The organism is Actinomadura sp. NAK00032 (assembly GCF_013364275.1).
GTDB lineage: Bacteria > Actinomycetota > Actinomycetes > Streptosporangiales > Streptosporangiaceae > Spirillospora.
In genome coordinates this window covers 4,941,064-4,963,137 of record NZ_CP054932.1, presented here as the reverse complement: position 1 = coordinate 4,963,137, position 22,074 = coordinate 4,941,064, and the positions used below count along the sequence as shown (strand labels likewise).

General features: G+C 74.9%; 20 protein-coding genes and 1 tRNA gene. 10 read left to right on the top strand and 11 right to left on the bottom strand.

The window, feature by feature from the left end:
* Positions 1–37: 37 nt before the first annotated feature.
* Complete coding sequence (locus tag HUT06_RS23090) at positions 38–832, bottom strand: VOC family protein (protein WP_176197633.1); 795 nt, start codon at positions 830–832, stop codon at positions 38–40.
* Between the two features lie 323 nt (positions 833–1,155).
* Here HUT06_RS23090 and HUT06_RS23085 point away from each other — a divergent pair, with 323 nt between their 5' ends.
* The 3 genes from HUT06_RS23085 (at position 1,156) to HUT06_RS23075 (ending at position 4,056) form a co-directional block, all read left to right on the top strand.
* Entirely contained in the window at positions 1,156–2,754 is a 1,599-nt protein-coding gene (locus HUT06_RS23085; protein ID WP_176197632.1) for an ABC-F family ATP-binding cassette domain-containing protein, read from the top strand.
* Positions 2,755–2,870: 116 nt separating this feature from the next.
* Positions 2,871–3,083, top strand: coding sequence for a helix-turn-helix domain-containing protein (locus HUT06_RS23080; protein ID WP_021596738.1), 213 nt, complete (start codon positions 2,871–2,873; stop codon positions 3,081–3,083).
* 172 nt (positions 3,084–3,255) lie between these two features.
* A complete protein-coding gene (locus HUT06_RS23075; RefSeq protein WP_254715339.1) occupies positions 3,256–4,056 on the top strand; it encodes an enoyl-CoA hydratase/isomerase family protein in 801 nt (266 codons plus the stop codon).
* A 45-nt stretch (positions 4,057–4,101) separates the two neighbouring features.
* Here the strand turns inward: HUT06_RS23075 and HUT06_RS23070 are convergent, their stop codons facing one another.
* Positions 4,102–6,018 carry a Xaa-Pro dipeptidyl-peptidase gene (locus tag HUT06_RS23070; RefSeq protein ID WP_176197630.1) on the bottom strand — a complete coding sequence of 639 codons (1,917 nt, stop codon included), beginning with the start codon at positions 6,016–6,018 and terminating at the stop codon, positions 4,102–4,104.
* 206 nt (positions 6,019–6,224) lie between these two features.
* On the opposite strand from HUT06_RS23070, the gene HUT06_RS23065 reads away from it, so the two are divergent.
* Positions 6,225–8,159, top strand: a complete 1,935-nt coding sequence (locus tag HUT06_RS23065; protein ID WP_176197629.1) for an ABC transporter ATP-binding protein — start codon at positions 6,225–6,227, stop codon at positions 8,157–8,159.
* Positions 8,160–8,184: 25 nt separating this feature from the next.
* Here HUT06_RS23065 and HUT06_RS23060 read toward each other — a convergent pair whose 3' ends face one another.
* Positions 8,185–9,147: a sulfotransferase gene (locus HUT06_RS23060; protein ID WP_176197628.1), complete on the bottom strand. Its 963-nt coding sequence runs from the start codon at positions 9,145–9,147 to the stop codon at positions 8,185–8,187.
* Positions 9,148–9,270: 123 nt separating this feature from the next.
* On the opposite strand from HUT06_RS23060, the gene HUT06_RS23055 reads away from it, so the two are divergent.
* From HUT06_RS23055 to HUT06_RS23040, 4 genes are all read left to right on the top strand, one after another.
* Complete coding sequence (locus HUT06_RS23055; RefSeq protein ID WP_176197627.1) at positions 9,271–9,642, top strand: hypothetical protein; 372 nt, start codon at positions 9,271–9,273, stop codon at positions 9,640–9,642.
* 128 nt (positions 9,643–9,770) lie between these two features.
* Positions 9,771–10,862, top strand: a complete 1,092-nt coding sequence (locus tag HUT06_RS23050) for an LD-carboxypeptidase (protein WP_254715338.1) — start codon at positions 9,771–9,773, stop codon at positions 10,860–10,862.
* Positions 10,859–11,749 (top strand): hypothetical protein, encoded by an 891-nt coding sequence (locus HUT06_RS23045; protein WP_176197626.1) that lies wholly within the window; start codon positions 10,859–10,861, stop codon positions 11,747–11,749. The genes HUT06_RS23050 and HUT06_RS23045 overlap by 4 nt, the downstream gene beginning before the upstream one ends.
* A complete protein-coding gene (locus tag HUT06_RS23040) occupies positions 11,749–12,876 on the top strand; it encodes a glycerate kinase (RefSeq protein WP_176197625.1) in 1,128 nt (375 codons plus the stop codon). The genes HUT06_RS23045 and HUT06_RS23040 overlap by 1 nt, the downstream gene beginning before the upstream one ends.
* Before the next feature lie 17 nt (positions 12,877–12,893).
* Here the strand turns inward: HUT06_RS23040 and HUT06_RS23035 are convergent, their stop codons facing one another.
* The gene (locus HUT06_RS23035) at positions 12,894–13,517 is read right to left on the bottom strand and encodes a YitT family protein (RefSeq protein ID WP_176197624.1); all 624 of its coding nucleotides are present in this window, start codon (positions 13,515–13,517) and stop codon (positions 12,894–12,896) included.
* A 96-nt stretch (positions 13,518–13,613) separates the two neighbouring features.
* On the opposite strand from HUT06_RS23035, the gene HUT06_RS23030 reads away from it, so the two are divergent.
* Positions 13,614–15,083 (top strand): PLP-dependent aminotransferase family protein, encoded by a 1,470-nt coding sequence (locus tag HUT06_RS23030; protein WP_176197623.1) that lies wholly within the window; start codon positions 13,614–13,616, stop codon positions 15,081–15,083.
* A 48-nt stretch (positions 15,084–15,131) separates the two neighbouring features.
* Here HUT06_RS23030 and HUT06_RS23025 read toward each other — a convergent pair whose 3' ends face one another.
* The 5 genes from HUT06_RS23025 to fdhD form a co-directional block, all read right to left on the bottom strand.
* Positions 15,132–15,566: a CBS domain-containing protein gene (locus tag HUT06_RS23025; RefSeq protein WP_176197622.1), complete on the bottom strand. Its 435-nt coding sequence runs from the start codon at positions 15,564–15,566 to the stop codon at positions 15,132–15,134.
* A gap of 98 nt (positions 15,567–15,664) precedes the next feature.
* Positions 15,665–17,278, bottom strand: a complete 1,614-nt coding sequence (locus tag HUT06_RS23020) for an NAD(P)/FAD-dependent oxidoreductase (protein WP_176197621.1) — start codon at positions 17,276–17,278, stop codon at positions 15,665–15,667.
* 50 nt (positions 17,279–17,328) lie between these two features.
* On the bottom strand, positions 17,329–19,017 hold the full coding sequence (locus HUT06_RS23015; protein WP_176197620.1) for an SDR family oxidoreductase: 1,689 nt from the start codon (positions 19,015–19,017) through the stop codon (positions 17,329–17,331).
* A gap of 218 nt (positions 19,018–19,235) precedes the next feature.
* The gene (locus HUT06_RS23010; RefSeq protein WP_368406986.1) at positions 19,236–20,096 is read right to left on the bottom strand and encodes a metal-dependent hydrolase; all 861 of its coding nucleotides are present in this window, start codon (positions 20,094–20,096) and stop codon (positions 19,236–19,238) included.
* A 206-nt stretch (positions 20,097–20,302) separates the two neighbouring features.
* Positions 20,303–21,115, bottom strand: a complete 813-nt coding sequence (gene fdhD, locus HUT06_RS23005; RefSeq protein ID WP_176197618.1) for a formate dehydrogenase accessory sulfurtransferase FdhD — start codon at positions 21,113–21,115, stop codon at positions 20,303–20,305.
* A 226-nt stretch (positions 21,116–21,341) separates the two neighbouring features.
* On the opposite strand from fdhD, the gene HUT06_RS23000 reads away from it, so the two are divergent.
* Positions 21,342–21,668: a DUF4333 domain-containing protein gene (locus HUT06_RS23000; protein ID WP_176197617.1), complete on the top strand. Its 327-nt coding sequence runs from the start codon at positions 21,342–21,344 to the stop codon at positions 21,666–21,668.
* Positions 21,669–21,704: 36 nt separating this feature from the next.
* Here the strand turns inward: HUT06_RS23000 and HUT06_RS22995 are convergent, their stop codons facing one another.
* On the bottom strand, positions 21,705–21,887 hold the full coding sequence (locus tag HUT06_RS22995) for a DUF3099 domain-containing protein (protein ID WP_176197616.1): 183 nt from the start codon (positions 21,885–21,887) through the stop codon (positions 21,705–21,707).
* 70 nt (positions 21,888–21,957) lie between these two features.
* Positions 21,958–22,053 (bottom strand) — tRNA-Sec (locus tag HUT06_RS22990).
* Positions 22,054–22,074 lie beyond the last annotated feature (21 nt).

The following is a 22,074-nucleotide window of genomic DNA, read 5'->3' as shown; positions in this document are numbered from 1 at the left end:
CTCCGGGGGCCCGCGCGGCCGGGCCCCCGAAGAGCGGTCACGGCGCGGGTTCGGGCGCCGGCCTCATCACGTGGAAGGGCACCCCGAACGGGTCGCGGACGGGGGCCGACCGGCCGTAGGGGCTGTCGGCCGGCTCGGCGTCGACCGTGCCGCCGCCCGCCCGGACCCGGCGGACCGCCTCGTCGGCGTCGCCGACCGCGAAGTACGTCATCCAGGACGGGACCTCGCCGCCGGCGCCGCCGACCACGACGCCGGACCCGCCGGCGACGCCGCCGATGTAGCGGCCGTCGGGGCGCTTCAGGACGGTGTAGTCCATGCCGCCCGGCATCGCCTCCAACTCGTAGCCGAACAGCGTCCGGTAGAACTCGCAGGCGGCCCCGGAGTCGGGCGTGACCAGCTCGTTCCACACGAACGACCCCGGCTCGTTGACGATCGCCGAGCCCACGTGCGCGCGCCCCTGCCACAGGCCGAACTGGGCGCCCTGCGGGTCCTTGAGGATGGCCATGCGGCCGAGGTCCATCACGTCCATGGCGGGGACGACGACCTCGCCGCCCGCGTCGGCGGCCCGCTTGACCAGGCCGTCGCAGTCGTCCGCGGCGAAGTAGACGCACCACCAGTACTCGTCGGGCTGGTCGTCGGGGTTGCGCATCATCCCGGCGACGGACTCCCCGCGCACCTGGCACAGGTTGTAGTGGCCCGCGTCCGGGCCCGAGTCCAGGAACTGCCAGCCGAAGAGCGTCCCGTAGAACGTCTTCGCGCGCTCGAGGTCCGGGACGCCGATGTCGAGCCAGTTCGGCGTCCCCTCCGGCGCGTTTCCGGTGACCTGGGTCATCCGACTCACACTCCTTCATGCCGGGACCGCCCGGGCCCCGGTGCCGTTCCGCCGCACGCCGCCACCTTCATACTGGCCCCGCCGGCGGCGTTCACACATGACGTTCGCGCCGGAAAACCGATGGCCGGGTCCGGCCCCCGTTCGCCGGCCCCCACCCGCCACCGATCAACGGACGAGCTCCGCTCGGCGGGTCCCGTACACTGAGGAGATGGTTCCGCTCCCGAACTGACAGTGCGCCCGGCGCGCCCACGGTCGATGGACCGCGCGGCGCGCCGTTTCGCGCGCCTGTCCACCGAGCCGTCCGTCAGGGGAGCCCTGTCACTGTGATCATTGCGAAAGACATCGAGCTGCGCGCCGGGGCCCGGCTGCTGATCGAGGCCGCCTCGTTCCGGGTCAACCCCGGCGACCGGGTGGGCTTCGTCGGCCGCAACGGCGCCGGCAAGACCACCCTCACCAAGGTGCTGGCGGGGGAGGCGCCGCCAGCGCAGGGCGCCGTGACGTCCTCCGGCACGATCGGCTACCTGCCGCAGGACCCGCGCGGCGTCGACCTCGACGAGCTGGCCCGCGACCGGATCCTGTCCGCCCGCGGCCTGGACGAGGTGATCCGCGAGCTGCGCGCCGCCGAGGACGCCATGGCGACCGCTTCGGGCGCCGAGCGGGACAAGGCCGTCCGCCGGTACGGGCGGCTGGAGGAGCGGCTGCACGTGCTCGGCGGCTACAGCGCGGAGGCGGAGGCGGCGTCGATCGCCTCCAGCCTCGGCCTGCCCGACCGGGTGCTGACCCAGCCGCTCGGGACGCTGTCGGGCGGCCAGCGGCGCCGCGTCGAGCTGGCCCGCATCCTGTTCTCCGGCGCCGACACCCTGCTGCTGGACGAGCCGACCAACCACCTGGACGCCGACTCCATCGTCTGGCTCCGCGACTTCCTCAAGGGCCACCAGGGCGGCCTGGTCGTGATCAGCCACGACGTGGAGCTGCTCGGCGCCGTGGTCAACCGGGTGTTCCACCTGGACGCCAACCGCAGCGTGATCGACATCTACAACGTCGGCTGGAAGAAGTACCTCGACCAGCGGGAGACCGACGAGCGGCGCCGCAAGCGCGAGTCGGCCAACGCGCACCGGCAGGCGTCGGCGCTGCTGTCGCAGGCCGACAAGATGCGCGCCAAGGCGACCAAGGCGAAGGCGGCCCAGCAGATGGACCGGCGCGCCCGGCAGCTGATGGCGGGCGTGGAGGGCGAGCGGCAGGCCGACAAGGTCGCCAAGATCCGCTTCCCGGAGCCGGCGCCGTGCGGCAGGACCCCCCTCACCGCGGAGGGTTTGTCGAAATCGTACGGATCTTTGGAGATTTTCACCGACGTGGACCTGGCCGTCGACCGGGGCAGCCGCGTCGTCATCCTCGGCCTGAACGGCGCCGGGAAGACCACGCTGCTGCGCCTGCTGGCGGGCGTGGACAAGCCCGACACCGGCTCGGTGGTGCCCGGCCACGGGCTGCGGGTCGGCTACTACGCGCAGGAGCACGAGACCCTCGACGTCGACAGGTCCGTGCTGGAGAACATGCAGTCGGCCGCGCCCGGCATGGCGCCGGTGGAGGTCCGCAAGATCCTCGGCTCGTTCCTGTTCTCCGGCGACGATGTCGACAAGCCCGCCGGCGTCCTGTCCGGCGGCGAGAAGACCCGGCTGGCGCTGGCGATGCTGGTGGTGTCGAGCGCGAACGTGCTGCTGCTGGACGAGCCCACCAACAACCTCGACCCGGCGAGCCGCGAGGAGATCCTCGGCGCCCTGCGGACGTTCGCCGGGGCCATCGTCCTGGTGACCCACGACGAGGGCGCCGTGGACGCGCTCGCGCCGGAAAGAGTGATTTTGCTGCCGGATGGGGTGGAAGACATCTGGAGTGACGAGTTTGCCGATCTGGTGGCGCTCGCGTGACCTGCGCGGTGACTTCCGCAGATCTTTTCTGGCCGAGTGGGTAGCCGAACAGCCGGGAATGACTGATCATGGCGGGGGATAACGCAGCGGTCACCACATCACTACGGGAGGTACTCGTGGCCGAGACCCTTAAGAAGGGCACCCGCGTGACCGGTGCCGAGCGCGACAAGCTGGCGGCGGACCTGAAGAAGAGGTACGACTCCGGTGAGAGCATCCGCGCCCTGGCAGCCGCCACCGGCCGCTCCTACGGTTTCATCCACCGGATTCTGACCGAGTCCGGCGTCAACCTGCGCGGTCGCGGCGGCGCGACCCGGGGCAAGAAGTCCTGACCGGACAACGGCCCCCGGATGAGCGCACCGCCTGATCCGGCGCCGCGGCCGACCGAGTAGGGTTCGGTCGCGGCGGCGGACGGGCGAGCGGGTCCCGCCCCGTGGACGGCGGGGCGGGCCCGCCATGCCCCCGCCGGATCCGGCGGGGGCACGCTCATCGAAAGGAAGACCTGTGGGGGACGCGACAGCGGCCGGACGGCCGGAAACGGCCACGGGCCCGGCCGACCTGGTCAAGGCGGGGCTCCGCCTGGAGGTGGACGGCGCCGTCGCGACCGTCACCCTGAACCGGCCCGAGCGGCGCAACGCCATGACGTTCGACACGTGGCGGGGGCTCGCCGCGATCGGGCGCTCCCTGCCCGCGGACGTGCGCGTCGTCGTGCTGCGGGGCGAGGGGGCGTGCTTCTCCGCCGGGATCGACCTCGGCATGTTCTCCGGTGAGGGCGAGGGCTTCAGCGACGGCTCGGACGCCGCGGCGACCGACCGGTTCATCGCCGAGCTGCAGGAGGGCTACACCTGGCTGCGGCGCCCGGAGATCGTCACGGTCGCGGCCGTGCACGGCCACGCCATCGGCGGCGGGTTCCAGCTCGCGCTGGCCTGCGACATCCGCGTCGCCGCCGACGACGCCAAGTTCTGCATGAAGGAGCCCGCGCTCGGGCTCGTCCCCGACCTGACCGGCACCAAGCCGCTGGTGGAGATCGTCGGCATCGGGCGGGCGCTGGAGCTGTGCCTGACGGCGCGCACCGTGCTCGCCGACGAGGCGGCCCGGCTGGGCCTGGCCGAGATCGTCGTCCCGCGCGACGGCCTGGACGGCGCCGTCCGCGACCTGACCGAGGCGCTGCTCGCCGTCAACCCCGGCGCGGCCGTGGCGACCAAGCGGCTGCTGTGGGAGGCCGCCGAGAACACGCTCGAGCAGCAGTGCGCCGCCGAGCGCCGCGAGCAGATCGGCCGGCTGCGGGAGATGTTCGGCACGTGACCGCCGCGGGGCGGGCCGGGGGACGCCCGGCCCGCCCCGGCGCGGCTACTTCAGCGCCTCCCGGCCGCCGCGCGCCAGCGGCAGCAGCACCCGGCTGACACCGGGCCGCACGGCGACCTCGGTCCCGGCGGGGTAGCGCAGCGTGTAGTCGTAGTCGGTGGACAGCAGGATCACGCCGAGCCGGTGGCCGGCCTTCACGGTGTAGTCGGTGGGTTCGAGGTCCCACCGGAACGTGTAGGCCTTCCCGGCCACGACGGGCTCGCTGCGGCTGAGACCGTGCCGGTTCCGGGCGTCCAGCCACCCCCGAGTGATGATCTTGTACGGGGCGGTCCGGGTTGCCAGCTCCTGCCGGTAGGTGCAGCCGGGGTCGCCCGGCACGCTCTCCCCGAAGCACACCTGCTCGGCCGTGGTGACGCGGGAGCCGGTCGGGCGGGTGTCGGTGCCGTAGTCGACCAGCAGCGCGGTCAGGTACGGCGACCGGCCGTCCAGGGAGGCCCGCAGCGACACCGAGGGGATCCCGTCGACCCGGACGGCGCTCGGCAGCGGCCCGCTCAGGTAGGCGAGCCGGTTCGGGTCGGCCTGGTCCTCGCCGGCGAGCAGCTGCTCGGCGGTACGGGTCCTGCCCGCGTCCGTGAACGACTGGGGCGCCCCGGGCCGGGGCCGCGGGCCGAGGGTGCCCGGCTGCCCGGACGGCCCGGCGTTCAGGCTGACCGGGACGGTGCGGGTGCCGGGGACGGGCCAGTCCCGGGCGGTCTCCCACGTCCCGTCCGCGTGCTCGACGTCGACGCGCGGCTCGCGCTCGATCCCGTTGCGGATCCCGTACAGGTAGCGGTCGAACCAGTGGTGGGTCTGCCGCAGCCACTCCTCGACCCGCCAGCGGAACGGCGTGGAGTGGTTGCCCTGGTGCAGCCACAGCTTGCGCGGGACGCCCGCCTCCTTGAGCGCGTTCCACCACTGCACGGAGTTCTTGACCTTGACGTTCCAGTCGTTGAGCCCGTGCACGACCATGACGGCGGCGCGCACCTTGCGCGCCTGCCCGACGTAGTCGCGCGCGGCCCACACCTTGGAGTAGTCGCCGGTCTCGCGGTCCTGCGTCGCCTCGATCTCCTCGATGACCTTCGCGCAGACCTTGGGGTGCTCGCGGGTCAGCACCGCCTTGGCCAGGACGTCGAGGTCCTCGCCCTGGTAGCCGCCGGGCGCGACGACGCCGCCGCCCGCGCGGTAGTAGTCGTACCAGCTGGAGATCCCGGCGATCGGGACGATGGCCTTCAGCCCCTCGACGCCGGTCGCGGCGGCCATGTTGGGCAGCGTCCCGTTGTAGGACTGGCCGATCATGCCGACGTTCCCGGTGGACCAGGTCGCCTTCACCGGGGCGCCGTCCGGGGACCAGCCGCGGGCGCGGCCGTTCAGCCAGTCCACGGCGGCCTTGGCGCCCGCCTGCTCGCTGCGGTCGCCGGACGTCGGGCAGCCGGTCGAGCCGCCCGTCCCGATGCTGTCGAGGTTGGCGACCGCGTACCCGCGCGGCAGGAAGTAGTTGTCGTAGTAGCCGGGGAACACGTCGGCGAGGTCGCGCTGCGTGGTCGTCAGGGAGCGCGCCCGCGCGTCGCCGATGTCGACCGGGTGGTTCGGGACGTTGTGGATCCCGGCCCAGTAGGGGCTGGCCTCCAGGATCGTCGGGACCTTCAGGCCGGCGGTGGCGGTCTCCTTCGGGCGCATGATCCGCATCTGCACCCGGTCGCGCACGCCGTCGCGGTCGCTGTCGGCCGTGGTCTCGATGGTGACGGTCTGGGTGACGGCGTCGGCGCGGGAGAACACCGGCTGCGTCTCCCCGTGCGCCACCGTGGGGCGGGGTGCGGCGCCGTCCTTCGTGGGGACGTCCGCCGCCGCCGGGAGGGCGGTCGCGGCGGCGAGCGCGGCGGCGAGGGTGAGCGCGCCGGCGCCGCCGTGGAGGCGTCGTTTCATCTGCGGGCTCCTGGGGGGTGCGAGCCTGGGGGTGATGATCACAGTTACACCGGCGGGGCGTGTTGTCCAGAGCCGTTACGCCGTGAGCGGAGCCGGGAAGCCCGGCGGGCGGGGCGGCGTTGTCCCCGCCGGATACTGAGATGCTTACTTGATTACGTCGATGCCGTCGGCATCGACGGCATGACGCGCCGGAGGCAGATGTGGGAATGCCGGGATCGCCGGGCAACGGCTGGCAGGTGATGGCCTCGTTCCGCAAGGACAGCTCCGTCACCCGGCAGAAGCTCAAGCCCGGCACCGTCAGGCGGATCGCGGGGTACGCCCGGCCCTATGTGCGCGAGCTGGTGATCTTCCTCGCGCTGAACTCGCTGGCCGCGCTGATCGTCGTCGCGAACCCGCTGCTGCTGAAGTCGATCATCGACAGCGGCATCGTGCCGGGCCGGCAGGACGTCGTGGTCTGGCTCGCCGTCGCCGTGGCGGGCCTCGCGCTGGTGGAGGCGGTGCTCGGCCTCGTCCAGCGCTGGTACTCGGCGCGCGTCGGCGAGGGGCTCATCTACGACCTACGCAGCCAGGTGTTCGCGCACGTCCAGCGGCAGCCCGTCGCGTTCTTCATGCGGGCGCAGACGGGCTCGCTCGTCAGCCGCCTCAACAACGACGTGATCGGCGCGCAGCGCGCCCTCACCACCACGCTGTCGTCGGTGGTGTCCAACGTGATCAGCCTGATCCTGGTGCTGGCGACGATGCTGTTCCTGTCGTGGCAGGTCACACTGATCGCGCTGCTGCTGCTCCCGATCTTCATCCTGCCGGCCAAGTGGGTCGGCAAGCGGCTGCAGCGCGTCAGCCGCGAGCAGATGGTGCTGGACGCCGAGATGGGCTCGCTGATGACCGAGCGCTTCAACGTCGCCGGCGCCATGCTCGCCAAGCTGTACGGGCGGCCCGCCGAGGAGGAGGAGAACTTCTCCGGCCGCGCCGCCCGCGTCCGCGACATCGGCGTCGTCGCCGCCATGTACGGGCGGGTCTTCTTCACCGCCCTGACGCTCGTCGCGGCGCTCGCGACCGCCATGGTCTACGGCGTCGGCGGCTACCTCGTCGTCGGCGACACCCTGCAGCTCGGCACGCTCGTCGCGCTCGCGACGCTGCTGACCCGCATGTACGGGCCGCTGACCGCGCTGTCCAACGTCCACGTGGACGTCATGACCGCGCTCGTCAGCTTCGACCGGGTCTTCGAGGTCCTGGACCTCAAGCCGCTGATCCGCGACCGCGAGGGCGCCCGCGCGCTCGGCGAGGGACGCACCGCCGCCGCGAGCACGACCAAGGCGCCGTCGATCGAGTTCGACCACGTCCGGTTCGCCTACCCGGCGGCGGACGAGGTGTCGCTGGCCTCGCTGGAGTCGATCGCCCGCACCGACACCTCGCCCGGCCGCGAGGTCCTGCACGACGTGGACTTCCGGGCCGAGCCGGGGCAGCTCGTCGCGCTCGTCGGGCCGTCCGGCGCGGGCAAGTCGACGATCACCCACCTGGTGTCGCGGCTGTACGACGTGTCCGGCGGCGCGGTCCGGATCGGCGGCGCCGACGTCCGCGACGTGACGCTGGAGTCGCTGCGCGCCGAGATCGGCGTCGTCAGCCAGGACGCGCACCTGTTCCACGACACGATCCGCGAGAACATGCGCTACGCCCGCCCGGACGCGACCGACGAGGAGATCCTTGCCGCGCTGGAGGCCGCGCACGTCGGCGGCCTCGTCGCCGAGATGGCCGACGGCCTGGACACCGTCGTCGGCGACCGCGGCTACCGGCTGTCGGGCGGCGAGAAGCAGCGCCTCGCGATCGCCCGGCTGCTGCTCAAGGCGCCGTCGGTGGTGGTGCTGGACGAGGCGACCGCGCACCTGGACTCCGAGTCCGAGGCGGCCGTGCAGCGGGCGCTGCGCACCGCGCTCGCCGGCCGGACGTCGCTGGTGATCGCGCACCGGCTGTCCACGATCCGGGAGGCCGACCAGATCCTGGTGATCGACGGCGGCCGGGTCGCCGAGCGCGGCCGGCACGAGGAACTGCTGCTGGAGGGCGGCCTGTACGCCGAGCTGTACCGCACGCAGTTCGCCCACCAGCGGGACGCCGAGCGGCAGACCGAGCCGCTGGGCGCCGAGTAGGCGCCCGGCGGCGGCCCCGCCGCGGTCAGCCCTGCGCGCCGGTGCGGTAGCCGAGCCTGCGCAGCTCGGTCCCCGCGACCTTCTCGACCTGGGCGGCCTGGCGGGGGGTGAGCCGGTCGCGCCAGGCCCCGACCCCGCCGTCGGCCGCCTCGCCCGCCCGCACCAGGCCCGACAGCGCGGACCTCGGGACGCGCGCGTCGAGGTACTCCGACAGGCCCGCGGCGATGGCGCGCGGCTTGGCCAGCAGGTCCTCGTACCGGACGGTGAGCAGCTGCTCCTCGGGGACCTGCTGCCGCAGCTTCGCGCTGAGCCGCACCGAGCCGCGCCAGCGCAGCGCGCACTTGACCGCGGCGGCCGCGCGCGGCCAGCGGTTGCGGTCGGTGTGGTCCTCGACGCCGAAGAACGGGTTGGGGAACACGGTGTCGAGGTTGGCCAGGCCGGGCTTGAACCAGGCGAGGCAGCGCTCGTCGTCCAGCATGTCGGCGACCGCGTCCCGGCCGTCCCGGATCACCTGGACGAGCTGGGCGTCGGGGAAGGCGTCCAGCAGCACGTCGGCGCTGTAGATCAGGTCGGGGGAGGCGTCGGCGAACCGCTCCAGGCCCTGCGCGTCCGCGCACGCCTCCGCGGGTCCGGGCGCCGGGCCGGGCGGGCCGGGCGGCGCCGGGGGCCGGGGCGGCAGCCCGCCCAGCTCGCGGCACTCGTCCGCGCACTGCGCGCAGGCCCGCGCCGAGACCAGCCACGCCTCGGCGTAGGCGTCCCGCAGCACCCGCGCCGCGCCCTTCTCCCGGTCGGAGGCGATCGAGGGCTGCCGCGCGAACGCGTACGTGACGCGCAGCACACCGGGCCGGCCGGTCGTCAGGTGGAAGCCGGGGGTCCGCTTGACCGCGCGCGCCAGCAGCTCCGCACCCGAGTGCGGAGCCCCCAGGATGAACACCGGGCGGCGGACCTTGGTGCCGTTGACCACCAGGATGTGCGGCGTCGACCTCATACCAGGCCAAGTTTGTCACCTTTTGCGGACTGGCCGGTCCGTGACCCAGCGTAAGGGCCGGCCCGATACCCATCCGTTAACCGGAGCGGACGCGGACCTGCGCGCGGGACCTACCCTGTCAGAGTGGACGTTCCCCTGACGCTCGCCGAGCTTCTGCCCAACGTCGGCGCGATCACTGTGCCGACCGGCGCCGTGGTCTCCACCGGCAGCGGCATCCCCGACCTCCGCGGCCCGCACGGCGCCTGGACCAGGCAGCCGGCGGCGGAGGCGATGTCCACGACCGGCTCCTACCTCGCCGACCCGCCCGTGCCCCTGGACCCGGCCGTGCGGCCCGCCGCCGGGCCGTGCGCGGAGGCGCTCGACACCGGCGCCCGGCCGGTGATCATCAATGCCGGGCCGACCCCGTACGATGGGCTGGCCGACGCGGTCCTGCGGCGGCCCATCGGCGAGACGCCGCCGCGCCTCGCGGGCCTCGCGCTCGGCACGGGGCGATGATCCGCCGGCGTGGCCGTCGGCGGTGATCTGCTGGCGGTGATCTGTTGGCGGGTCGTGACCGGGCGCCTCTTCCACTGGCGTCCGGATCCTGACAAGCTCTATCCGTCGCGGTGCGAGGAGGGATCGGGTTGAAAAGCGGGGGCGCCCGCGCGGAGACGGCCGACGGGCCGCCGGCCGCGCCGGGCACCGGCATGCCCGGAGACCGCGGCCGGGCGCGACGGGCCCGCAGGTACGGGCGGTTGCGGCCCGGCGACCGGGTCGCGGTGATCGCGCCCAGCGGCCCCGCCGAACCCGCCCGCCTTGAGGCGGGCTGCGCGCTGCTGCGCGACCTCGGTCTTGACGCCGTGGTCGGCAAGCACGCCCTCGACCGAGTCAACCTCGGCGCCCCCGGGCCCGTCCGCGAGGACTGGCACCGGCTCGCCGGGGGCGACGCCGACCGGGCCGCCGACCTGCAGTCCGCCTGGTGCGACCCGCGCGTCCGCGCGGTGGTCTGCGCGCGCGGCGGCTACGGCGCGACCCGCGTCCTGGACCACCTTGACTGGGACGCCCTCGCCGCCGCCACGGCCGCGTCCGGCGCGCCCAAGATCCTGCACGGCTCCAGCGACATCACCGCACTGCACGCGGCCTTTGGAACGCGCCTGGAGGTCACGACGTCCTTCGGCCCCATGCCCGCCGGCCTCCTCGCCGACGACGATCCCGACGCCGGCACCCTCGCCGCCCTCCGCGCCGCCCTGTTCGGCGGCACCGTCACGCTGCCGGGCACGCACGCCCTCCGCCCGGGGCGCGCCGAGGGCCCGCTCACCGGCGGCACCCTGTCGCTCCTGGCGGCCCTCGCCGGCACCCCGTACGCCCCGCCGCCCGCGGCGGGCCGCATCGTCTTCCTGGAGGACGTCACCGAGGCGCCCTACCGGATCGACCGGATGCTCGTCCAGCTCCTGCAGTCCGGCTGGTTCGACGGCGCGGCCGGGGTGGCGCTCGGCACCTGGTGCGACTGCGGCGACCCCGCCGAGCTCGACGCGGTGTTCGCCGCCCGGCTCGGCCCGCTCGGCGTCCCGGTGCTGGCCGGGCTGCCCGCCGGGCACGGCCCCCGCCAGCTGACCCTCGAACTCGGCGCCCCCGCCGTCCTCACGGCCTCCCCGCAGCCCCCGCAAGATCCGCACCCCGCCGTGCCGGAACCCGGCGCGCTCACCCTCGAAGCGCCCCCGGGAGGTGCGCGATGAGCGGCCGCCATGCCCGTCCCGAACCCTGGGACGACGGGACCCTCGACTCGCTGCTGGTACTGGTCGCCGAGAGCCTCGGCTACCGCTGCACCCCCGCGCCCGGCGAGGTGATGCTGCTGGAGGGCGCGAACCGGCTGCACGTCAGCCTGCGCGACCTGCGCCAGCTCGCCCGCCTCGTGCCGCGCGACGACTGGCCGGCGCTGGTCTCCGACCACGTCACCACGATCGTCACCGCGATCGAGGAGCCGCTGGACCTCAGCGACTTCGACCTCGCCCAGCACCTGCTGCGCACCCGCATCTACCCGGCGGAGGCCGACAACGGCGTGCTCGCCGCCCGGCCGTTCGCGCCCGGCCTGATCGAGGCCGTGGTGGTCGACACGCCCACCACGGTGCGCACCGTCACCACCGACGAGATGAACGGCTGGCCCGTCTCCGGCGACGCGCTGTTCATGCTGGGCCGCGCCAACGTCCGCGCCGACGGGCCCCTCCAGCTCGACGAGCAGGACCTCGGCGGCGTCCGCGTCTCCGTCCTGCACGGCTGGACGTTCTACGCCGTCACGCACCTGGCGTGGCTGGAGGAGTACCTGCCGATCGGCCCCTACGGGGCGCTGGTGATCGCGCCGAACCGCAGCCTCATCGTCGCCCACCCGCTGCGGATCGCCGAAGGGCACCCGCGGGCGCGGTACCGGGCGGCCGTCGCGGCGGCGACCGAGCTTCAGGCGCAGGCCCACCGCGCCTACGAGGAGGGCCCCGGCTCGCTCAGCCCGCACCTGTACTGGTGGCGCGCGGGCGAGCTGACCTACCTGGAGACCCGCTACGAGGGCGACACGATGGTCCTTCCGGAGGAGTTCTCGTCCGTCCTCGCCACCCTGGCGGCCGAGCACTGATGCGGATCGTCGTCGCGCCCGACTCGTTCAAGGGCAGCCTGTCCGCGGCGGAGGTGTGCGCCGCCGTCGCGGCGGGCGCGCGCCGGGCCGTACCGGACGCCGAGGTGGCCGCGGTGCCGATGGCCGACGGCGGCGAGGGCACCCTCGACTGCTTCCTGGCCGCCCGCGGCGGCGACGCCGTCGAGGTCGCCGCCACCGACCCGCTGGGCCGCCCGGTCAAGGCCCGCTACGCGCTGTCCGGCGACGGGCGGTCCGCCGTGGTGGAGCTGGCCGCCGCGTCCGGGCTGCCGCTGGTCGAGGACGTCCCGCCGGACCCGCTGAACGCCGCCACCGGCGGCACCGGCGAGCTGATCGCGGACGCGGTGCGGCGCGGCGCCCGGGAGGTGCTCGTGTGCGTCGGCGGCAGCGCCAGCACCGACGGCGGCACCGGGCTGCTGCGCGCCCTCGGCGTCCGCTTCCTGGACGCCGCCGGGGCGGAGCTGCCGCCCGGCGGCGCGGCCCTCGCCCGGCTCGCCGCGATCGACGACTCCGGGCTGCCGGACGCGGTCCGCGCGACCCGGTTCCAGGTCGCCTGCGATGTCACCAACCCGCTCGTCGGCCCGGCCGGCGCCGCCGCCGTGTTCGGCCCGCAGAAGGGCGCGTCGGCCGCGCAGGTCGCCGAGCTGGACGCCGCCCTCACCGTCTTCGCCGACGTGCTCGCCGCGCGCGGCGGCCCCCGCGTCCACGACCTGCCCGGCGCGGGCGCGGCCGGCGGCACCTGCGGCGGCCTCGCCGGGGTGCTCGGCGCCGAGCCGGCCGCCGGGGCCGCGCTCGTCGCCGCCGCGGTCGGGCTCCCGGCCGCCCTCGCGGGCGCCGACCTGGTCATCACCGGCGAGGGCCGGGTGGACGGGCAGAGCGCGGGCGGCAAGGTCGTCTCCGCCGTCGCCGCCCTCGCCCGCGAGAGCGGCGTCCCCTGCCTGGCCTTGGCCGGCGGCGTCGCCGGGCCGCTGGACGAGCTGCACGCGCTCGGCCTCACCGCCGCGTTCAGCCTCGCCGACGGGCCCCGCACCCTGGCGGAGCTGAAGGCCGACGCCGCGCCGCTGCTGGCCGCCGCGGCGGAGCAGGCCGTCCGCCTGTTCGCCCGCTAGGCCCAGCTGTTCCCCCGCTAGGCGGGGGCGGGTTCCGGCTCGGGCGCCGGATCGGGGGCCGGGGCCTTCACCGTCAGCATCGGCAGGAAGACGTGCGTCAGCGGGCCGATCGCCAGCGCGTACAGCACCGTCCCGAGGCCGACGGTGCCGCCGAGCAGCCAGCCGGCGGCGAGCACGGCCAGCTCGATCCCCGTCCGGACCACCCGGATCGAGTGGCCGCGCGCGGCGATCCCCGTCATCAGCCCGTCGCGCGGGCCGGGGCCGAGGCCCGCGCCGATGTAGCAGCCGGTCGCGACGCCGCCGGCGAGCACCGCGACGACGAGGAAGACCCAGCGGACCGCGAGCGCGTCCGGCGCGGGCAGCAGCCACAGGAACAGGTCGGCGAACGCGCCCACGAGGACGACGTTGCTGATCGTCCCGATCCCGGGCCGCTGCCGCAGCGGGATCCAGGCGAGCATCACCACCGCGCCCGCGATGATGATCCACACGCCGATCGACAGGCCGAAGCGCCGGGAGAGCCCCTGGTGGAAGACGTCCCATGGATCGTTCCCGAGGCCGGACGACACCTGGAGGGCGATCCCGAGCCCGTACAAGGCCAATCCAACGTAGAGCTGTACGAGTCGCCGCGCCATCAAGGCCATTATCCGCCTCCAACACCATGAGTGGCCATCTTCCGGACCCACTCTGGCGTGAAGTGGACTGGTCTTTGTAGGGCCAATTATGCGAAAGTGGCTTGTATGAGCACCCGCTATGTGAGCGGCCCGCACCTGGCCCGGCTGCTGGGGGACGTCTCGCGGGACCGCCCCGTCTACGCCGCGCTGGCCCGGTCGGTGCGCGCCCTCGTCCTGGACGGCCGGCTGGCCCTGCGCACCCGGCTGCCCGCCGAGCGCGACCTCGCCGCCGCCCTCGGCGTCAGCCGCACCACCGTGACGACCGCCTACGACCGGCTCCGCGAAGAGGGCTACATCGAGAGCCGGCAGGGCGCGGGCAGCTGGACGGCGCTGCCCCCGGTGCGGATGTCGGCGGTCGAGCGGCGCGCCGACGCGCCCGCCGGCGGGCGGTACGGCAAGGCGTACCCGGTGCCGGACGACGGGTCCTTCATCGACCTCGGCTGCGCCACCCCCGGCGCCCCGGCGATCTTCGAGGAGGCCGTCGCCGCCGCCGTCGCCGAGCTGCCCCGCTACAGCTCGGGGCCCGGCTACGAGCCCGCCGGGCTGGCCGGGCTGCGGCAGGTCGTCGCCGCCGGGTACACCGCGCGCGGCGTCCCGACCCGCGACGACCAGATCGTCGTCACCACCGGCGCCCAGCACGCGTTCACGCTGCTGACGCAGCTGCTGGTGGAGCCGGGCGACGCCGTCATGGTCGAGCGCCCGACCTATCCGCACGCCCTCGGCGCGCTGCGCCGCCGCGGCGCCCGGCTCGTCCCGGTCGGGGTGAACGAGGGCTGGGACATCGAGCTCGCGGCGGGCGCGATGCGGCAGGCCGCCGTCCGGATGGCCTACACCGTCCCCGACTTCCACAACCCGACCGGGTACCTGATGCCGGCGGCGGACCGGGCCGCGCTCGTCGACGCCGCGCGCCGCGCCGACGCGTTCCTCGTCGCCGACGAGACGTTCGCCGACCTCGCCCACGACCTGGACGCGCCGCGCGAGGCGCCGCTGGCCGCCTACGACAACGGCGGCCGGGTCATCACCGTCGGGTCGGCCTCCAAGCTGCTGTGGGGCGGGCTGCGCATCGGCTGGATCCGCACGACCGCGCCGCTGGCGCGCCGCCTCGTGCTGGCCCGGGAGCCGTTCGACATGGCCAGCCCGGTCCTCGACCAGCTGATCGTCCGGGAGCTGCTGCTGCGGGTGGAGGAGGTCCGCGCCGAGCGCGCGCGGACCCTGCTGCGCGGCCGGGACGCGCTGGCCGGGGCGCTGCGCGAGCTGCTGCCCGGCTGGGAGTTCCGGCTGCCCGCCGGCGGCATGTCGCTGTGGGCGCGCATCGGCGCGCCCGTCGCGACGGCGCTGGCGGAGGCGGCCGAGCGGCTCGGCGTCCGGGTCGTCGCCGGGCCGGTGTTCGGCGCGGACGGCGTCCTGGAGGACTACGTGCGGCTGCCGTACGTGCTGCCGCCGGACGCGCTGCGCACGGCCGTCGAGCGCCTCGCCCTGGCCCACCGGGAGGTGCAGGCGGCCCCGGCGGCGCGCACCCTGCCCGCCTACGTGTGACCGCCTCCCCGCCGGCTCCCGCCGGTCAGTGCGGGGCGGCCGGGAGGGTCAGGGGGCGTTCTGGATGTAGCCCACCAGGTGCTCGCGCTCGCTCTCCAGCTCGTCGATGGCGCTCTTGACGACGTCGCCGATGCTGACGATCCCGGCGAGCCGGCCGTCCTCGACGACGGGCGCGTGCCGGAAGCGGTGCTCGGTCATGGTGCGGCGCAGGTCCTCGACCTTGTCGCCGGGGCCGCAGCTGCGGACCTCCGCGGTCATGATGTCGGAGACGGGCCGGTCCAGCAGGGCCGCGCCGCGGTCGTGCAGCCTGCGCACGACGTCGCGCTCGGACACGATGCCGGAGATCGACGCGCCGTCCGGGGAGACGACCACCGCCCCGATGTTGTGCTCCGCCAGGACGGCGAGCAGGTGCCGCACGGTGGCGTCGGGCCGCACCGTGGCCACCGTGTCGCCTTTCCGCCGAAGGATGTCGCGAATCCGCATGCCTCACGCTCCGCTGCCGGTCGCCGGGTGGCCGCCACCCGCGTCGTCCTGACAAGGTCGCATGTTCCGGCGCCGAGGAAAACCCCGCGCCGGTAAACCTACGGCGCGAGGAGGCGGCTCAGGCCCCGGAGGGCGGGGGTGAGGACGCGGCCCGCGGGCCCGGCGTGGGCGAGCGCGGCGCGGGCGGCGTTGGCCCCGCAGGCGCCGTGCACGCCGCCGCCGGGATGGGCGGACGCGGACGCCAGGTACAGGCCCGCGACGGGGGTCTCGGCCCGGCCGAGGCCGGGGACGGGCCGGAACACCAGCTGCTGGTGGATCAGCGCGGTCCCGCCGTTGAGGGCGCCGTTGACGAGGTTGGCGTCGTGGTCGGCGAAGGCGGGCGGCGCGGTGACGCGGCGGGCGGTGATCCGGGCGCGGAAGCCGGGCGCGAGGCGCTCGACGACGCCCTCCAGGCGGCCGGCCATGGCGTCCTGCTCGCGCTCGTCCCAGGCGCCGGTGATGCCGTCGGGGCCCGCGTCGGCCCGCACGCGGTGGGGGACGTGCGTGTACGCCCAGACCGACTCGGTCCCGGCGGGGGAGCGGGCCGGGTCGGCGGTCGTCATCTGGCCGAGCAGCGCGAACGGCTCGGCCGGCACGCGGCCGGTGGCGAGGTCCGCGCTGTAGTCGGTCAGCGCCTCCATGCCGGGGGACAGGTGCACGGTCCCGGCCCGCCCGGCGTCCGGGGCCGCCCAGGGGATCGGGCCCGACAGCGCCCAGTCGACCTTGAAGGTGGCGTGGTCCCAGTCGAAGCGGCGCATGTCGGCGCGCAGCGAGCCGGGCAGGTCGGACCAGCCGACCAGGCCGCCGTAGAGCGCGGGCGCCGCCACGTCCGCGAGCACGGCCCTGGCGGCGCGCACCGGCTCCCCGGACGCGGTCCGCACGCCGAGCGCGCGCCCGCCCCGGACGACGACCGAGGCGACCGGGACGCCGCAGCGGACCCGCCCGCCGCGCGACTCCAGCCGCCGCACGAGCGCGGCCGTCAGCTCGCCCGCCCCGCCCTCGGGGACCGGCCAGCCGTCCCGCTGGCCGATCATCGCGAGCAGCCAGCCGAACACCGAGCCCGCGGTCGACTCGGGGAACATGTCGGTGTGCAGCGCCGACCCGGCGAGCAGCAGCGGCCCGCCCGGCCCGGTGAACTCCTGCTCCCCGAGCGTGCGGACGGGCGCCAGCAGCCGCCGCACGGCGCGCAGGCCGCCCGCGCGGCGCAGCGCCGCCGCCAGCGGCAGCGCCGCCCGGACCGGCGGGAACGGGGTGAACAGGGCCCGCAGGACGCCGTCCCCCGTCTCGTCCCACATGGCGCACAGCCGCAGCCACGCCTCGCCGTCGCCCGCGCCCAGCGCCTCCAGGCTCGCGGCGGTCGCGTCGCGGTCGCGTTCCAGGACGGCGGAGCGCCCGTCAGGCAGCGGGTGCGCGAGGACGGCCGGCGCGTGCCGCCAGCGCAGCCCGTGCCGTTGGAGGTCCAGCGCCCGCATGACCGGGGACGCCGCGCCGAGCGGGTAGAACGCGCTGCACAGGTCGCTGACGTAGTCGGGGTGGACGCCCCGGTCGCTGCGCACGGCGCCGCCCGGCTCCGGCTGCGCCTCCAGGACCTCGACGTCCCAGCCCGCGTCGGCCAGCACGTTGGCCGCGACCAGCCCGTTGTGCCCCGCCCCGATGACCACGGCGTCCGCCATGCGGCATCCCTCCCGGTGATCACCCTAGGGGGTGCCCGGGCGGGCGGCGGTCAGCCCCGCGCCCGGCCCGGCTCGCGGCGGGCGAGCAGCCGCACCGCGCCCGGCGCGGCGCGGGCGGCCAGCCGGGCGGGCCGCGCCGCCGGCGTCACGGCGACGGCCCGGTCGCCGCGCACCGCCGCGACGATCCGCTCGGCGACCCGCTCCGGCCGCGCCCGGGGGCCGGCGCAGGCGGCGGTGACCCCGATGCCCTTGCCCTTCAGTTCGGCGCGCAGGCATTCCGACAGCATCAGCACGGCCGCCTTGCTCGTGGCGTAGGCGGGCCGGGCGCGCGACGGCGTGAACGCGGCGGCCGACGCGGTGGTGACGATGTGGCCGCCCAGGCCGCGCTCCGCCATCTGCCGCGCGAAGAGCCGCGAGCCGTGGACGGCGCCCCCCAGATTGACGTCCAGGAGGCCGCGCCAGTCCTCGGCGGAGTGGTCGAAGAACGAGCCGGCCATGTCGGCGTCCGCGGCGTTGACGACGACGTCCGGTACCCCGTGCTCGTGCAGGACGGCCTTGGCGAAGTCCTCCATCGCGGCGGGGTCGGACACGTCCACCCGGTAGGCGTGCCCGCGCGGTCCGGCCAGCCCGGCGAGTTCGGCGGTGCGCCGGGCGGACGCCAGGTCGAGGTCGGCGGTGACGACCTCGGCGCCGCGCCGGGCGAACGCCAGCGCTGTGGCGCGGCCGACGCCGCCGCCCGCTCCCGTGACGACGACGAGCGACCCGCCGAACGGCGCCCGCCCCGGCCGGACCCGCGCCCGCTCCAGGGACCGGGACTCGGCGGCCGTCAGCGGACCGCCCTCCACGGCCGTGACGTGCTCGGCGACGCAGCGCGCGACGAGGCCGGGGTGGCTGCGCGGCACCCAGTGCCCGGCCGCGACGGGCCGCAGCGACAGGTTCGGGACGCGCTCGCCGAGGCCGCCCACCAGGTGCGGCGAGACGAACAGGTCCCTGGTCGGGACGACGACCTGCGTCGGGACGTCCGTGCGCCGGTCGCGCGGCCCGCGCAGCCGCCGCAGCATGTTCGCCCGGTACAGGCCGACGCCGGCCGCGGCGTCGCGCGCCATGGTCCGCGCGGGGTGCCCCGGGCGCGGCGGGACGCCCTCGCCCAGGGCCAGTGCCAGGTTGAACGGCTTGGTCATCCCGGCCGTCCACAGCAGTTCCGGCAGGACCGGCGTCTGGAAGGCGTAGATGTACCAGGACCGCAGGCCCTGGCCCATGGCCCGGCGCAGGTTGGCCGGGGTGGGGCGGGTGAGGTTGCGCCGCATCCAGTGCCCGACGTGGTCCAGGCAGGGGCCGGAGATGGAGGTGAAGGAGGCGAAGCGGTCCGGCATGGTGCACGCCGCCTCCCACCCCTGGATCGAACCCCAGTCGTGCCCGACGAGGTGCACCTCGCGCTCGGGCGCGACGGCGTCCAGCACGGCCCTCATGTCGGACATCAGGTAGTCGAAGGTGTAGCGCTTGCGGCCGAACGGACGCGACGAAGCGCCCGCGCCGCGCACGTCGTAGCGGACGACGTGGAACCGCCCGGCGAGCCGCTCGGCCACCTCGTCCCACACCGCGTGGGTGTCGGGGTAGCCGTGGACGAGCAGCACCGTCGGACGCGAGGGGTCGCCCTGCTCGTAGACGGCGAGGTCGACGCCGTCGCCGCGGACCCGGCGCCCGCGGGCCAGGGGGCCGCCGGCCGCTTTATTGGACATCTTGGTAATAAATCGCCGAATCGCCCCGTGGTCAAGCGGACGCGGCGTGAGCCCCGCCACGGCCCGCATGGAACGAGGGCTGCATGGAACGAGGGCTGCATTGAACGAGGGCTGCATTGAACGAGGGCTGCATTGAACGAGGGCTGCATTGAACGAGGGCCCGTACGGCGCGGCGGTACGGGCCCTCGGGCTGGGGGCGGGCAGGGGGAGCGGGCGCGCTAGTACGGGTCGTAGCCCGCGGCCTTCGCCGCCGGGGACCGCGTCAGGTACTCAAGCGCGCGCGGGGTCGAGCACACCTTGGAGGGGTGGTGGTTCGGCCTCAGGTAGACGGGCGCCTCGCCGAGCAGCAGCCGGAAGATGCCGGGCACGTGGCCCAGCCGGACCGACCGCCGGTACGACCGGTACACCCGCAGGGGCGTCACCCGCTTCTTGATGGTCGGGTCGTGCTTGAGCAGGTACAGCGACCCGCCGATCAGCGCCCAGTACAGGAAGAACAGCGACACCACCCAGGCCGCGACGCGCGTCGGGTAGCGGCCGCCCATGGCCTTGTAGACGTCGAACACCACCGACCGGTGCTCGACCTCCTCGGCCCCGTGCCAGCGCAGCAGGTCCAGCATGGTCGGGTCGACGCCGGCCTTCTCGAACCGCTCGTTGTCCATGATCCACTGGCCGAGGACGGCGGTGTAGTGCTCGATCGAGGCGACCGCGGCCAGCTCGAACCGCAGCCGCCGCCGCCACGCCCGCGGGTTGCGCTCCTTCAGCGCCGCCATCTGCGCGGGCCGCTCGGCGTTGCCCTTGGCCGCCGCGTCCGTGATCCTGGAGACGTCGATGCCGCCGGCCTCCAGGATCTGGTCCAGCACCCCCTGGTGGGAGCGGGCGTGCACCATCTCCTGGCCGATGAACCCCTTGATCTCCTCCAGCAGCCGCTCGTCCTTGATGTAGGGGCGGGCGTCCTTGACGCACTGGATGAACCACTTCTCGCCCTCGGGCAGGACGATGTGGAACGAGTTGATGATGTGCGTGGCGACGGGATCGCCCGGCACCCAGTGCAGGGGCGTCGCCGACCAGTCGAAGGACACGCGCCGAGGCTTGATCGGCGGATGGCGCTCATCGATGCCGGTCGCCGGTGCGCCGCCTGTCAGGGGCCTCGTCATGCCGTCCTCGCTCTCAGCGCGCGCGTGTGTGCGTTGAGGCGACAGTCAACCCCTGGGAGGTGGACGGTTTCTTGCGCCCGAACCAACAAGTTACCGCTTGGTTTTAGGCTCGTGATGACAAGAGGCGCCCCTCACAGGGCGATGCGATCCGCACCCGCGTACACGTTCATGGTCTCGCCGCGCAGGAAGCCGACCAGCGTCATCCCGGCTTCCTCGGCCAGTTCCACCGCCAGCGACGACGGCGCCGACACCGCCGCGAGCACCGGGACGCCCGCGGTCATCGCCTTCTGCGTCAGCTCGAACGACGCGCGGCCGCTCACCATCAGGACCGTCCCGGCCAGCGGCAGCCGCCCCTGCCGCAGCGCCCACCCGACGACCTTGTCGACCGCGTTGTGCCGCCCGACGTCCTCGCGCACCGCCAGCAGCTCGCCGCCGGCGCCGAACAGCCCGGCCGCGTGCAGCCCGCCCGTCCGGTCGAACACCCGCTGCGCCTCCCGCAGCCGCTCCGGCAGCACCGCCAGCACCTCCGGCGTGATCCGCAGCGGGTCGGCGGCCACCTCGTACGGCCGGTCGGCGCGCAGCGCCTCGATGCTGGACTTGCCGCACACGCCGCACGCGCTCGTGGTGGTGAACGCCCGGGTCATCGAGTCGTCCGGCGGCGCCACACCGGGCGCCAGCGCGACGTCGAGGGTGTTCTGCTCGGCGGTGTCGGCGCAGTAGCGCATGGCGGTGAGGTCGCGCGCGTCCGCGATGACGCCCTCGGCCGCCAGGAAGCCGGCGACCAGGTCGAAGTCGTGGCCCGGGGTGCGCATGGTGATCGTGAGCGGCTTGCCGGCGACGCGGATCTCCAGCGGCTCCTCCACCGCGAGCGTGTCCGGCCGGCGGCCCCGCGCGCCGGACGTGCTCACCCGCAGCACGGGCTTGCGCACGGTGATCCGCCCCATGCCGTGACGGTACCCCGGATACCCGCCGGTAACGAAAAGTTCGGACGGCTCTGTCCCTTTTCCGGTCCCCTTCTTCTCGGGACCGGGCGCCCTGGCGCCCGGGGCGGCCGGGGACCGAGCATCGGAACGTACCAACGGCGGCCCCGCAGGGGACCCGGGGCGCCGTCTGGCCACGTGCGTACAGCCGCGCACGGGCACGCACAAGAACACGGGGAGCACGACACCGATGCGCAAGTACCTTGCCGTACCCGCCATCATCGGCGCCTTGGCGCTGACCACCGCCGCCTGCGAGGTGACCAAGACGGTCTCCGCCGACGCAGTGGAGGAGCAGATCGTCGCCAAGTTCGGCCCGCCCTTCGACGACGGCGGCATCGGCCCGGCGACGGCCGACTGCCCGCAGGACCTCAGGGGCGAGGTCGGCACCACGATCGAGTGCGTCGTCCACGACGCCAAGGGCGGCGCCTACCCGCTGACCGTCACCGTCACCGCGGTCGAGGGCGACCAGGTCCGCTTCAGCATGAAGGAGCCGCCGCAGCCGAAGGGCGCCGAGTAGCGCGGGAGGGCCGGCGCGGCGCCGGACCCGGGGCGCTCAGTCGCGGCGGTCGATGTTCCAGTTCGCCACGATCGCCGCGAACGGGGGGATGGCGAGCGCGACGACCGACATCGCGATCGCGGCGGCGTGCGACCAGTGCCGGACGACGGCCCAGGCCAGCACGAACAGCAGGAGGCACGTCCCCATCATGATCCCGTAGGCGATCTTCCGGCGCCTCATGCCTCCACGCTACGCCGCCGCCTCCACGAGGCGCCGACGTCCCCCCGCCGGGTGGCGGGGGGACGTCGCGTGGCGGAGGCGTACGGGAATCGAACCCGCCGTCCCGAGATCCTCGGGACCGTCGGCTTTGAAGGCCGGGGAGGCCACCAGGCGCTCACACGCCTCCGCCGATGATCTTAGCCCGCGC